This window comes from Pisciglobus halotolerans (assembly GCF_900113675.1).
In the GTDB taxonomy this organism is placed as follows: Bacteria; Bacillota; Bacilli; order Lactobacillales; family Carnobacteriaceae; genus Pisciglobus; species Pisciglobus halotolerans.
Genome location: NZ_FOQE01000001.1, coordinates 119,060 through 133,074, shown reverse-complemented (window position 1 = coordinate 133,074; position 14,015 = coordinate 119,060). Strand labels below are relative to the sequence as shown.

General features: G+C 39.1%; 12 protein-coding genes. 4 read left to right on the top strand and 8 right to left on the bottom strand.

Features of this window, described 5'->3' with window-relative positions; all coding sequences use genetic code 11:
• Nucleotides 1-117 precede the first annotated feature (117 nt).
• The 3 genes from BM057_RS11500 (at nucleotide 118) to BM057_RS00595 (ending at nucleotide 3,934) form a co-directional block, all read left to right on the top strand.
• The gene (locus tag BM057_RS11500; RefSeq protein ID WP_143074455.1) at nucleotides 118-2,154 is read left to right on the top strand and encodes a methyl-accepting chemotaxis protein; all 2,037 of its coding nucleotides are present in this window, start codon (nucleotides 118-120) and stop codon (nucleotides 2,152-2,154) included.
• Nucleotides 2,155-2,520: 366 nt separating this feature from the next.
• A complete protein-coding gene (locus BM057_RS00600) occupies nucleotides 2,521-3,168 on the top strand; it encodes an ABC transporter ATP-binding protein (RefSeq protein WP_092090753.1) in 648 nt (215 codons plus the stop codon).
• A 4-nt stretch (nucleotides 3,169-3,172) separates the two neighbouring features.
• Entirely contained in the window at nucleotides 3,173-3,934 is a 762-nt protein-coding gene (locus BM057_RS00595; RefSeq protein WP_092090752.1) for an ABC transporter permease, read from the top strand.
• A gap of 645 nt (nucleotides 3,935-4,579) precedes the next feature.
• Here the strand turns inward: BM057_RS00595 and BM057_RS00590 are convergent.
• The 8 genes from BM057_RS00590 to BM057_RS00560 form a co-directional block, all read right to left on the bottom strand.
• Nucleotides 4,580-5,287 carry a DNA-3-methyladenine glycosylase family protein gene (locus BM057_RS00590; RefSeq protein WP_092090751.1) on the bottom strand — a complete coding sequence of 236 codons (708 nt, stop codon included), beginning with the start codon at nucleotides 5,285-5,287 and terminating at the stop codon, nucleotides 4,580-4,582.
• A gap of 29 nt (nucleotides 5,288-5,316) precedes the next feature.
• Complete coding sequence (gene msrA / locus BM057_RS00585; RefSeq protein WP_092090750.1) at nucleotides 5,317-5,967, bottom strand: peptide-methionine (S)-S-oxide reductase MsrA; 651 nt, start codon at nucleotides 5,965-5,967, stop codon at nucleotides 5,317-5,319.
• A gap of 302 nt (nucleotides 5,968-6,269) precedes the next feature.
• Entirely contained in the window at nucleotides 6,270-7,157 is an 888-nt protein-coding gene (mgtE, locus tag BM057_RS00580) for a magnesium transporter (protein WP_218147424.1), read from the bottom strand.
• Nucleotides 7,093-7,611, bottom strand: coding sequence for a magnesium transporter MgtE N-terminal domain-containing protein (locus tag BM057_RS11810; protein WP_218147423.1), 519 nt, complete (start codon nucleotides 7,609-7,611; stop codon nucleotides 7,093-7,095). Before BM057_RS11810 ends, mgtE begins: the two co-directional genes overlap by 65 nt.
• A gap of 262 nt (nucleotides 7,612-7,873) precedes the next feature.
• Nucleotides 7,874-8,560: an ABC transporter ATP-binding protein gene (locus BM057_RS00575; RefSeq protein ID WP_092090749.1), complete on the bottom strand. Its 687-nt coding sequence runs from the start codon at nucleotides 8,558-8,560 to the stop codon at nucleotides 7,874-7,876.
• Nucleotides 8,560-9,684, bottom strand: a complete 1,125-nt coding sequence (locus BM057_RS00570) for an ABC transporter permease (RefSeq protein WP_092090748.1) — start codon at nucleotides 9,682-9,684, stop codon at nucleotides 8,560-8,562. The genes BM057_RS00575 and BM057_RS00570 overlap by 1 nt, the downstream gene beginning before the upstream one ends.
• Nucleotides 9,685-9,780: 96 nt before the next feature.
• Entirely contained in the window at nucleotides 9,781-10,353 is a 573-nt protein-coding gene (locus BM057_RS00565; protein ID WP_092090747.1) for a TetR/AcrR family transcriptional regulator, read from the bottom strand.
• 642 nt (nucleotides 10,354-10,995) lie between these two features.
• Complete coding sequence (locus BM057_RS00560) at nucleotides 10,996-11,901, bottom strand: nuclease-related domain-containing protein (protein WP_052181905.1); 906 nt, start codon at nucleotides 11,899-11,901, stop codon at nucleotides 10,996-10,998.
• Between the two features lie 747 nt (nucleotides 11,902-12,648).
• On the opposite strand from BM057_RS00560, the gene uvsE reads away from it, so the two are divergent.
• A complete protein-coding gene (gene uvsE / locus BM057_RS00555) occupies nucleotides 12,649-13,905 on the top strand; it encodes a UV DNA damage repair endonuclease UvsE (RefSeq protein WP_092090746.1) in 1,257 nt (418 codons plus the stop codon).
• Nucleotides 13,906-14,015 lie beyond the last annotated feature (110 nt).

Sequence of the window (14,015 nt, the reverse complement as noted above, 5' to 3'; positions counted from 1 at the left end):
AATAGAGAGGAGAAAGGGCATAACTTTGTCTAAATAAATGTGAATGATATCACTGCCTTATAACAGTAAAAATGGAATTGTCAAAAAATAAAAGCCTATGAGAAAGGATAAAAATACATGGATATCGCTATAAAACATCAACTATCCAGCAAGAAAGTTAAAAGAACAGCACCTGCTGCTCATTCTTTACAAAGTAAGATACTCATTCCCTTTTTGATTCTGATTGTTTTAGCTGCAGGGATTATTTCTTTCGTAAGTTATTATTTCAGTGTAAACAACACCACTAATGAGCTTTCTAAAAATGTGGAAAGCGAAATGATCACGATGAATCAATCATTTGAGTTGTTTTTTTCAAATATCAGTAACGTATTGGATCGTTTTTCAGCAAGTGCCCTACTGACAGATTATCATCCAGAAGACAAAGATAAACTGATGCAGATGCTAAAAGAGACACAAGAAACAACACCCTCGATTGCTTTTATTTATACTGGTACAGAGAATAAAGATATGGTCGATTATCCCTCAGCCGATAATGGCGAAGATTACAACCCTAAAGAAAGACCCTGGTATCAACATGCTGTTGCAGCAAATGGAGAAGTTGTTTGGACAGAGCCTTATGAAGACACTGGAACAGGAGAAATAGTCGTTACAGCTTCAAAGGCCTATTTTAATGGAGATAAGCTATCTGGGGTCATGGCAGCGGATATCCTTATTGGAACCTTGACTGATATGATTGATAGGGTGAAAATAGGCGAAACCGGATATGCATTTATGTTGGATGATACGGGCAAGTACATCACGCATCCCAACAAAGCTTATATTGGAAAAGACCAAACGAAGGAAGATTACTATAAAAAAATTAAAAATGGTGAGGACCATGGGATTGTAACATACCAATTTGAAGGAAATGAAAAAGTCATGGGCTTTGCTAAAAATCCCACAACACATTGGCTTATTGGAGGCACGGTAGATAAAAAAGAATTTCAAAAAAAAGCAAGCATCATCTTTATGCCAATCGCTATTACTGTAAGCTTAGTATTGATTTTTGCTGTGATTATTTCTCTAGTGACCGCAAGAAGAATCACAAATCCTATCCAAGCGGTTATGAAGCGCATGAACGATATCTCTAACGGGGATTTAAGCCAAGAGGCATTACAAACAAAATCAAGCAACGAAATCAACCAGCTGGTAGAAGCTACCAACGCAATGAGCCAAAATATGAAAGAATTGCTGCAGAATATTCAAGGAGTATCTGAAACGGTTAATCATCATAGTGAAGAACTAACACAATCAGCTGTTGAAGTGAAAAAAGGAACAGAGCAAATTGCAGCGACGATGCAAGAACTAGCTTCTGGTTCTGAAACGCAAGCTCACAGCTCAAGTGATTTGTCTTTAGCTATGGTTGCCTTTGATGAAAAAGTTCAAGAGGCAAATGAATATGGCAAAAATATTTATCAATCTTCTGAAAAGGTCTGGCACATAACAAAAGAGGGCAGTCAGTTAATGACAGCTTCTACTAGTCAAATGGAAGAGATCGATCAGATTGTTCAAGATGCTTTCCAAAAAGTTCAAAACTTGGATAAGCAGTCTCAAGAAATCTCTAAGTTGATCACGGTCATTAAGGATATTGCAGATCAAACCAATCTATTGGCGTTGAATGCAGCGATTGAAGCAGCAAGAGCCGGTGAACAAGGAAAAGGATTTGCAGTGGTAGCAGATGAAGTCCGTAAGCTTGCTGAACAAGTAGCTGATTCTGTAACTGACATCACCAAGATTGTAACGGATATTCAAAAAGACTCGTCTATCGTGACAGAATCTTTGTTAAGCGGTTATAAAGAAGTTAAAAAAGGAACAGGACAAATTGAAACGACAGGCAAGACATTCCAACACATTAGCCAGTTGGTTAATGAGGTAAAAGAAAATATAAGAAAAGTTTCAGAAGACCTCACTGAAATAACAGCGAATAGTCAGGGTATGAATGAATCGATTCAAGACATCGCTGCTGCTGCAGAAGAATCTTCAGCAGGAATAGAGCAAACTTCTGCTACAGCACAACAAACACATAGCACCATGGAAGAAGTTGCTGCAAGTTCGGGACAACTTGCCAGACTCGCAGAAACACTAAATGGTTTTGTACAAAAATTTGTTTTGTAGATCGGCTAAAAAAGATGAAACAAATAAAGCAAAGAAGAGTTTGATGAAAACTCTTACTTTGCTTTATTTTATTTTTATGAAAAACTTTTTTCTTCATTAATGAGTTTTTATTTTTTTGTTTACTTGATGTCTACTGAATAAAGGAGACACATATTTCTGATAATGTTTTCTGTTACTTTTTTAGACATCGCCACAAACGTTCAAATCAGTTTGCATATCTGCATGGTCTGTGACTCAGCAGGTATTAAATAAACCTAACAAGAGATTGCAACGGTTTGAAAAGTCATGTAAATTAGAAATAGTGTAAAGAATAATAAAATATCGATCATATAATGAACAATGGATGTTAGAAAGGAAGAGAATATTATGGAAACTGCAATTTTACAAGCTCAGAAACTGGGGCTGGAGATTGAGGGAAAGACGATTTTAAAAGACATTGACTTGTCTATTTCAAAAGGAGAGTTTGTGACGATCACGGGTCCTTCTGGAAGTGGAAAAAGCACCTTGCTGCAGTTAGTCGCATCAATGATTTCACCAACAAGCGGGGATATGTTGTATAAAGGAAAAAGTATCAATACGTACGAACCAACCGCTTACCGCAAAGAGGTATCGTATTGTTTTCAGACAGCTAATCTTTTTGGTGAGACAGTAACAGAGAACTTAGCTTTTCCTTATGAAATCAGAAAAGAAACGTTTGACAAGGATCGAGCGATAGAAGCGTTGGGAAGTGTAGGCTTGTCTGCAGATTATTTGGATAAGAAGGTCACTTCTTTGTCAGGAGGCGAGAAACAACGGATCGCATTGATCAGAAATGTGTTGTTTTTGCCGGAAGTGCTATTATTGGACGAAGTAACGAGTGCGCTGGATGCAGAGAACCGCAAAGCCATCGGCAAAACGATCCGAAAGTTGAATAAAGAAAAAGGTGTAACCATTCTGTGGGTAACGCATAACACGGAAGAAATCACTGAAGCAAACCGCAAGATCGACATCGTTGACGGTCAAGTAAAGGAGTAAACAGATGAATAACTTGGAAATTACGAATACCTCTTTAATTTTATCAAGTGTGCTGATCATCATTGCATTGATCGTAGACTATAAAGAGCAACTAGGATTAGGAAAAGATATTTTTATAGCAGCTGTTAGAGCCGTTGTGCAATTATTTGTGATTGGATATCTATTGAGTTATATCTTCAAATTAGACAACACTATCGTAACACTGGCGATGGTTTTATTTATTATCTTTAATGCAGCATACAATGCGGCCAAAAGAGCAGAAGGCATCCAACATGCTTTCCGGATCTCGCTGATTGCGATCGGAGTTGGGACGCTGATTTCGTTAGCAGTGTTGTTTGTGTCGGGCGCTTTGATGTGGACACCTTCGCAAATTGTTCCTATCACTGGGATGATCGCCAGCAATGCCATGACAGCGATTGGCGTAGGGTATCGTACGATGAACAGCAAATTTAAAGATCAGCGCCAGCAAGTCTTAGAACGTTTGGCTTTAGGAGCGGATGTCAATCAAGCTTCCACCGCCATAATTCGCGACAGTATCAAATCAGCTATGGCTCCAAGTGTGGACCGGACTAAGACTGTCGGCCTTGTTAGCTTGCCAGGAATGATGTCTGGTTTGATGTTCGCGGGTGTGGACCCAACAGCAGCGATCCGCTATCAAATCGTTGTCATGTTTATGTTGATTGCTACCACTGGATTTTCAACAATGATTTCAAGCTATATGGCTTATAAGAGCTACTTTAATAACCGCAAACAGTTGCTTTCCTAGGACGTTTAAAGGCGAACAGGAACAGCTTAAATAAAAAAAAGCGCGCATCTTCATATAAAAAGGGTGTGTGCTTTTGTTTAAATAATCTCGAATGATTAGACTGCTTTATTTTTAAAAAAGAGTTTAAAATTGAGCTTAAAGAAACTGTGAGCTCCTAAAATTTGTTAGATTCACTTCACGAAAAGGGATAGAAGAAGCAAAAAAACAGCCTATCCATTTTAGGAGACAATACCACAAGTGATGAAGATTTGTTATCCCATACTCGAGAGTAGAAAAGCATTTGAGTGTGCCATAAAAGGACGTTTACCCGATACTCAAGAGCTGCAATGCGTTTGAGTGTGCCATAAAAGGCTGTTTATCTCATACTCAAGAGCTGCAATGTGTTTGAGTGTGCCATAAAAGGCTGTTTATCTCATACTCAAGAGCTGCAATGCGTTTGAGTGTGCCATAAGAGGTCGTATATCCGATACTCAAGAGCTGTAATGCGTTTGAGTGTGCCATAAGAGGTCGTTTATCCGATACTCAAGAGCTGCAATGCGTTTGAGTGTGCCATAAGAGGCTGTTTATCCGATACTCAAGAGCTGCAATGTGTTTGAGTGTGCCATAAAGCCTCACTTAACATTGTTTTTCTACGTCATTCTGGTTTTAAAGCTTGTCGCGGCTTTTGTTTTGCTTTTGGGCAGCTCGTCTAGTTTTTTTTCGCCTTGCTTTTTCTGCTTCTGTCAAAGGTGCATAGTCTTTCATTTCAGGAATGGCACCGCCTGCGATAGCCCAAAGATAAAGACTGGCCACACTAGCGTAAGGAGAATAGCGGCGCTTATACTTATTGAACAGCTTTTTTGTCACGCGGCGATGATGGTATAGCATACGAAGACCGCGATGGATCGCTAAATCATCCCAGCTCAGAATGTCAGGACGCTGCATTGAAAAAGTCAGCAGCATTTCAGCAGTCCATTTGCCGATGCCTTTCAGTTCTGACAGTTTTTGAATAACGGCTTCATCTGGCAAATGGTCCAATTCGCTTAAATTTAGTTTGCCGGTAACAATGGCTTCTGCTGCACCCTTTATATAGGTCACTTTTCGATAGGACAAACCAAAAGATTGGATTTCATCGTCTTTCAAAGAAAGCAACTTTTCGGGTGCGATGGTTCCCAAAGTATCGAGCATGCGTGCCCAAATCGTTTCTTGGGCTTTGGTAGAAATCTGCTGACCTACGATACTTTTGATCAATGACTCAAATAAATCTGGCGTGACTTTGCGTTTGACTGGACCGATTTTAGCAATCGCAGCGCCTAAAATAGGGTCTTTTGCAGATAATGCATCTATGACTTCTTGATCATACTGAAAATACATCGCTATCGCTCATTTCTTTTCAAAGTAGGTTACCAACGAAGATCAGTGAGCGTTTGTTCCAACAATACGCGCTGTTCTTCAGGCAAGCCCCAATGATGGATTTCTTCTTTGATTTCTTTTAAAGTTGTGCGTTCTCGTACAAATCCGTTCAAACGCGCTGCAATGGTTGAATGGATAAAAGCTGCTTCATCTGGAAAAAGTTGTTGAATTGTTTTCGTCGCTTGTTTGAAGCGCCGCAAGAAATACTTTTGATGGTAGTCTTCTGCTGGATAAAAGATGTTGTAAGGTTGAAACTCAGTCTGAAGCTCTTTTCCTAAAAGCTGTTCTTGTTCCGCTTTGATTTTTTCAGCTTGCTCGTTTTGCGTATGATTTCGGTAAAGCAGCAGTGAAATGTATTGACGTTCTTTGTAAAAGCGGTCTTTTGTTGCATCATGGTTTTGCCAAAACAAACGCAAAAGATCTTCATAAGAAAGAAGGGCAGGATCAAAAGTGATGTCGATTGATTCAGTGTGATCTCCAATGTTGCGGTAGGTTGGAGCTTTTGATGTGCCTCCTGCAAAGCCGACTTCCGTTTGGATCACTCCTGGCAAACTGCCAAACAAGGTGTCCGGTCCCCAGAAACAGCCCATGCCAAACGTTGCTTTTTCAATGGTTTGTGCGTGTTCATTTAAATTGGTCATTTTCAGTATCCTCCTTGCTGTTCGTTTAAATATTCTTTCGTCTATCTTTACACGTCACTTTTCTTTTGGCAAATGATTCAATTAATCCCCTAAAATAAAGAAGAGAGGAGACATGGGACCATGCTCCTCTCAAAAAATATTCTACTCCTAAATGATGTTTACTGAACCATAGATTCTGCAGTTATGCAATTTGATCTAACAAGTTGCAGCTATCTTAAAAAAAGGAACTGTAAACCTTATCAACAATCCCGCTTTCCTTTATGCAGCAGGCATGGAAGGATTCAGTCTAATTGGGCATCTGTTTAAAGGCCAAGCAAAGCATTGGCAATCGTAAAGTAGATAAACAAGCTTAATGCATCAACAACAGTTGTGATCAGCGGACCTGACATCACAGCAGGATCCATTTTCATCTTTTGAGCAATGATCGGCAGCATACCGCCGACTAATTTCGCCATCATCACAGTAAAAATCAAAGTGAGTGAAACGATCATCGCAATCATAAAGCCTACTTTTTCAATAGTCATCAGTTTAATAAATGAAACAATAGAAAGAATGATGCCAGCTATGATACTGATCGAAAATCCTTTAAAAAGGACTTTCAAAAAATCTCCAGTGTGAATGTCGCCAGTTGCTAAACCTCGTGTAATAAGAGTAGAGCTTTGATTACCGGCGTTTCCGCCCGTATCCATCAGCATGGGAATAAACATATTCAAAGCTGCGATAGATTGAAGGGTATGCTCAAAACGACCAATGATCCCGCCTGTGAAAGTGGCAGAGACCATTAAGATCAATAGCCAACCAATTCTATTTTTAACGAGAGAAAAAATGGAAGCATCCATATAACTTTCTTCTGAAGAACCGACCGCTGCCATTCGTTGAAAGTCTTCAGTTGTTTCGAGTTCTATAACGTCGATGATATCATCGACAGTGATGATTCCGACTAAGCGGTCTTTGGTGTCGACCACAGGCAATGCAATAAAGTCATACTTTTTAAACTTTTGGGCTGCTTGTTCTTGGTCTTCTTGTACATTGACGGAAACAAGATCAGTATGCATGACCTCTTCAATGGTTGCTTCTTCAGGTGCGCTGAATAGTTCTCGCAACGAAAGGACACCGACAAATTTTTCATGTGTACTTGTCACATAGAGCGTATAGATGGTTTTTTTTATGCAAGGCATGTTGTTTAACATGTCTCAGTGCTTCTTTTACAAGCATGCCTTTTTTCAGACTGATAAACTCGATCATCATTAGACTGCCGGCCGAGTCTTTTGGATAGTTTAAAAATTGGTTGATCAGCGTTCGTTTATCTTTGCTTGTACGTTCCAGCAGCTTTTTTACAAGCTCAGCCGGCATATCATCTAACAGATCGATCAAGTCATCAAAGTAAAGCTTATCTAAAATATAATCCAATTCGTTTGTTGTTAAATGAGATAGGAATGCCTGTTGCTTTTTTTCAGAGAAGAGAGAAAAAACTTCTACTGCTATCTCTTTTGGCAAAAGACGAAAGACGATGACGGCATTGATGACGTCTAGTTCATCCATTAATTCTGCAATATCAGCTGGATTTTTGTCTTTAATGATTTCCTTTAATTGCGTAAAGTGTTTTGTATCGATCAAGTCGATAATTTCGTTTGTATTCCACATGCTCTTTTCCTCCTAGTCAATCAGGAAAGCAGAGAAACGATGGCTGCCATGGTTTCTTGTTTCCTATTTTTTTTGGGCCTACTGTCAGGTTCCACGGCGATACCACCTTTCATGTGTAATGTTTAAGCCTCTATTCTCTAACATAACAGAAAACTTTTTATTGTAAAGCCGAAAAGCAGAAAAAAACGATTCTTCCCAATAAAAATACTCAGAGAAGAACCGTTTTTATCAAATTGGTTGGGGTAAAAAAGGAGCCAGATCTTTAAATAAGATTGGTTTCCTCTTTTAGAATCCCATCTTCAATACGGTAAACGCGGTCGCAATAGTCCAACATTCGTTCATCATGTGTGACCATAACGGCTGCTTTTTGACGCGCTTTGACCTCATTTGCCATTAATTTGACGACTTCATGAGCGCGGTTGGTATCTAAGCTGGCTGTTGGTTCATCAGCAAGGATAATCGCCGGGTCATTCATAAAAGCTCGCGCGATAGCGATGCGCTGACGTTCGCCGCCTGAACATTCATTTGGAAACTTGTTGCGCTTTTTCTCTAACCCCAAGTCATTCAATAACTCCGTTGCAAAAATTTTGTCTTCTTTTGTGACGGATCCATTCATTCTTTTAACGACTAGCAGTTGATCTAAGGCGGTCAAATACGGGATCAAGTTAGAAGTCTGTAAGATAAAGCCGATTTGTTTTAAGCGAACGGCAGACAACTCTTTTTCATTCAAATGAGTGATGTTCTGTTCATTGATAAAGACTTCACCTTCAGTTGCTTGGAGCAGAGCGCCGGCAATCGATAAAAAGGTGCTTTTTCCGGAACCGGATGGACCAATGATCGCCACAAACTCGCCAGCTTCAATAGTCAACGATACATCATTCAAAGCAATCGTTTCAAATTCATTTTCCTGATAGCGTTTGGTTACATTCTTTAATTGAATTCCTGTCATTATTCTACCCTCCCTAAAGCTGTCAATGGATCGATTTTAGCGATTTTCACAACTGAGAACAGCGAGCTGATGAGACTGATCAACAACAGCACGATGCTGTAAATCATGACCATTGGCACTTCTAAATGGAAAGGCATGGCTTCGGGTAGAAAGAGGGTCGTTAGATACGTTAACCCAATTCCGATCAGTACACTGATCAAAGATAAAACAAAAACTTGAGAAATAACTGAACGGATAATGAACCCGTTACTGCCGCCGATTGCTTTCAAAACACCAAACTGTTGGGTCTTTTGGTTGGTTAAAACATAAAAGAAGACGCCTAGAATAAAGGCGGAGATGATCATTAAAAACCAAAGCATCATTGTGATCGTTGCATTTTCGGCTGAGTACCCTGGAACAGCGTTGACGGCTGCTTTTTTTGAGCCAGCCTCGATATGTTCATCTGCTTTCGTCAGTTCATTAAGATCTACATCTTTTCCTTGAACCAAAATACCGTTTACGATATCTTCTATGCCGTTATCAGAACCTGGAGCGGCATAACGAATCGTTCTAAATTGGTCTAAATTGACGAAAATAGCTGGCTGGTGGTTCAAGGTTTGATGGTCTGTGAACCCGCCGATCGTCAATTTCTCTGTTGAACCACTTAATGCTAAAGTGTCACCAATCGCAAACCCGTCATTCTTTAAAGAAGAATCGACAAGGACTTGATCAGCAGCATCGTCTGTTAAATTTTTTCCTTCTGTAGAAGTGGGCTCAATGAAAGATCCTGGCTCGATCCCAATCAAAATAGCATCTGTTTTCTTGCCACTTTCTTCGCTTGTACCACTTTTGCGGATAGATGTAGAAAAGGTACTGATAGGCGCTGTATCTGAAACGCCTTTTTGCCGAAGCAAGTCATCTGAGATCGATTCAGAAAGCATCGATTTTGATATGCTCATATCTGCACCTTCTTCAAAAACCACTGCATTTGCCTCCGCTCGTTTTAATGTCCCTGCAGCCAAGTCAGATAGACCAGTGCCCAATCCGGATAGAATAAAAACAAGCCAAGAAATTAAAACAATAATGAGGCCGATCATGATAAATCGTCCTTTAGAATGAATGAGTTCCTTTAGTGCTAAAAACAATCTAATCCCTCTCTTTTCTTGCTGAATTTGTTTACAAAAAGGATTATACACTAAATTTACACTAGTGTCACTTTAAAAGTTTCTTTTGTGTCACTTTTATTTTTGGAACATCCCATGCGCAAGAATTTCGCGAATATAACCAGCTCGTTCCTTTTGCGTTAAATCGGATGAAGTGTTGATCATCACACTATGAAAAATCATATTGATCAACAGATTAGCCGGTAATTCTTTTTTGATAAAACCTGTTTCTTGGCACGATAAAATAAAGGATTGAATGTGGCCAAAAAAGCGTTCATGCAGTTCTTTTGAAATATTTTCCTTAAATTGGATTTTTTCATGTTTCATCTTCATTTTTTGAGTAAAAACATTTGAAAGTTGATGAACATCGCTGTAATTGAAGATCAATTCAAACAATTGGTTGAAATGTTCTTCTCTGTCTGATGACCACTCCATTTGATCAAATTCTTCTAACAACTTTTTCATTTCAAAAGTTAAATAATCACTGATCAAAACATCTTTATTAGAATAGTATTTGTAAATAGCTGCTCTGGAAACGGACAACTCATCAGCCAGCAGACTAAAAGTAAATTGATCATAACCTACTTTCATCAGCAGTAAGTGAGTTTGATGATAAAGATCTTCAACAGTAAATTTTTTCTTTCGCGGCATAATTAAGCTCCTTTGATTGTCTTTAGTTCATTGTACAATATATTCAAGCAAATCAGAAAACTTGTTTGCTTAACTCAAGCCCTTTGAAAGAGATATTCATTGAAAATAGGTCGTAAAATCATTGCCTATGACCAAGTACAGAGAGTAAAAGAGCCAACTTGTTCATAGGATATTCGTCTGTGATCAAGTTCAAATAGAAAAGGAGTCAACTGTGTTCACAGGGGACTTGTCTGTGATCAAGCTTAGATAGCAAAAGAGCCAACTTGTTCATAGGAGGTTTGTCTGTGAACAAGTTCGGATAGAAAAAGAGTTCACTTGATCACAGGGGACTTGTCTGTGATCAAGTTCAGATAGAAAAAGAGTCCACTTGTTCATAGGAAGTTTGTCTGTGAACAAGTTCGGATAGAAAAAGAGTTCACTTGTTCATAGGAGACTTGTCTGTGATCAAGTTCGGATAGAAAAAGAGTTCACTTGTTCATAGGACGCTTGTCTGTGATCAAGTTCGGATAGAAAAAGAGTTCACTTGTTCATAGGACGCTTGTCTGTGATCAAGTTCAAATAAAAAAAAGAGCCAACTTGTTCATAGGAAGTTTGTCTGTGAACAAGTTGACTTCCAATGGGCCTCATTTATCAAGATAAACCTCAAGTATAATATCTACAAGGTCCTTTTAAATGGCTTTGAAAGTTTTCTTTCAGAACGAGATAAATACGTCTTCGCGAATATATTTGACCACACCATTCATAAATCACGTTGGTTGTTAAAGGACTATTCGGAAAAAGAAAGCGGTATTCTTCAATGTTTCGCTTAATTGCGCTCTTAATAGATTCAATATACCCGCATGTAGGACAACAACGGTTTTGTCTTGAATCTGTGTGTGCTTTTGAAAAACACTGTGGACAGAAGATGCCTTTTTCCAATTGATCAAATGGATAGACTGGGAGATTTTTCGGACGATAGTATTCATCGTGCAATTGCAGAATTTCTTGAGCAAGCTGCATGTCCCTTTGGTTAGAGCCTCTTGATTGATTTGACAAATTGTGGAAATGAGCAGCTAATTGATTTGGAAACAAATACGACGTATGAGGCGGAAGATCATTAAATATAAAGTCTGGATGGATAAATACCACAAACAGATGCACTTTTAAATGATATCCTCGATTCAGCAAATAGTTATATAGCAATTCTGCACTTCGATCAGCTTGACCAAGAGGATTGCGCACGCGGTAGCCTCCTTTATTATAAATAGCGTTATCTCTGTAGTAGTAATGACCAGAATGGTTTTTAACTTCATACAAATATAGCTCACCATTCGCAATAACAAGAGAATCAATTTGAAAATCCATACCTTCGATACTAAAGTTTAGTCCATTCAAAACTAGAAGAGGCTCCTGATAAGGGGACATAAAAGAATCAAACTGCTGCTCTCCATCATAACCAATCAGTTGGTTTTCGTATTTCTTTTTCTCCTTTAGAGATAGCTCCATTCGATGATCCAGCGACTCGTAGATTTTATACGTAATGGGCTCCGTACGCTGTTTTAAAATCATAAAATTCCTCCTTTTTATTTATCACTGTTAAAATACGCAAATATTGTTTTTTTTGTAAAAAAATTTGGACAATTTAGTACTAACTTGATCACAAGGCATTTGTCTATGAACAAGTTCAGCTGGAAAAAGAGTCAACTTGTTCACAGGGTGCTTGTCTGTGAACAAGTTCGGATAGCAAAAGAGTCCACTTGTTCATAGGTTGCCTGTCTATGAACAAGTTCAGCTGGAAAAAGAGTCAACTTGTTCACAGGGTGCTTGTCTGTGAACAAGTTCAGATAGAAAAAGAGTCCACTTGTTCATAGGATGCTTGTCTGTGAACAAGTTCGGACAGCAAACGAGTCCACTTGTTCATAGGATCCTTGTCTGTGAACAAGTTCAGATAGCAAACGAGTCCACTTGTTCACAGGATGCTTGTCTGTGAACAAGTTGGACTTATTATGTGCTTTATTGAAGTATTAGGAAGCATGCTCACTGGTGCATTCCTTTCTTGGTAGTTTTAATTAGATCAAACATTTAGAAAAGCGAGAGTTGCCTTTTCTTGTTTGTTATGGCTTCAAAAGCTGCAGGGCAGTGTTGACTGTACCAATTCCCCGCTAGTCTAAAATTCTCGATAGTACCAAGTTCCCCGATAGTATCAATTTCCAAAGTTCTCGGCTGCTGCGAGTTCTCTTTCTGTACGCAGCGAGCAAAGGTGTGAGAGAATGGGAGACAAATCATTAAGGCTAGTTGCGAGAAAGGATAAGGAAAATGAGTATTGGATATGCTTGTTTAACGGTTGGGGTACCGGAAACAGATATGCGTCGTGTGACGAAGAAAAATGCTACGGCAGAAAAATTGAATGACATTACGCGGCACAATTTGATGTCATTGGAAAAAATGATCGATTACAATATTGAAAATGATATTCATTTGTTCCGGATCAGTTCAGATTTGATTCCATTTGGTTCTAGCCCTGTTAACCAGCTGCCGTGGCAGGAAACGTTTCGGGAAGAGTTTGGACGTATTGGTCGAAAAATCACTGAAAGTAATATGCGCGTTTCCTTTCATCCAGGGCAATATACCGTTTTAAATTCGCCAAATGAAGAAACTGTTGCAAAAGCGGTTGAAGATTTGCGTTATCACAATAAAGTGATGGAGTGTTTGGGCGTGAATGATGAACATAAAATCGTGCTGCATATAGGCGGAGTATATGAGGATAAACCGGCTGCAAGTCAACGTTTCGTGGAGAACTTTCAAAAGTTGGATCAAGCCATTCAACGACGATTGATTATTGAAAATGATGACCGTTTGTATACTATCCAGGATGTGCTGGAGATAGCTGAGAAGATCGGGATACCAGTTATCTATGATAATTTACACCATGCTGTCAATCCAGGGCCAGACGAGGGAAGTGATGCAGAATGGATCGCAAAAGCAAATCAAACGTGGAAAGCAGGCGACGGCAAGCAAAAGATTCATTATTCGCAGCAAGCACTAGACAAAAGAGCGGGAGCACATACTTCTACGATCTACCTTGACACGTTCTTAGATTTTTATGACTCCTTGCCTGACCAAGACATTGACATCATGCTGGAAGTCAAAGATAAAAATCTCTCTGCTGTTAAATGTATCAATGCGACAAGACCTTTTCCAGCTATAAAATATTTGGAAAAAGAATGGATGCGTTATAAATACTTGGTATTGGAGCATAGTCCAGAACGTTATCAACACATTCGTTCATTGTTAAAAGATAAAACAATTTATCCTGCAAAAGCATTTTACCATTTGATTGAAGCAGCCTTGGATACAGAAGTACAAATTGGACAGGCAATAAATGCGGCACAGCATGTTTGGGGACATTTGAAACAGCAGGTCACTGAAAAAGAAGCCAAAGCTTTTGAGCGACTGCTGGCTAAATATCAAGAGGGCCAATCTTCTGAGCAGGCAGTGAAAAAACGACTATTAACATTCGCTATGAAATACCATGAACCTTATCTGCTGCAATCGCTCTATGTTTACATTTGAATCATTCTGAAAAAAGATGTGCAAATAAAAGGCACATCTTTTTTTGTGCCAGCCTATCTAGAGGAGAAGGGATCATACATGCTGGATGGCAGATGCGAATAAGAATAGTC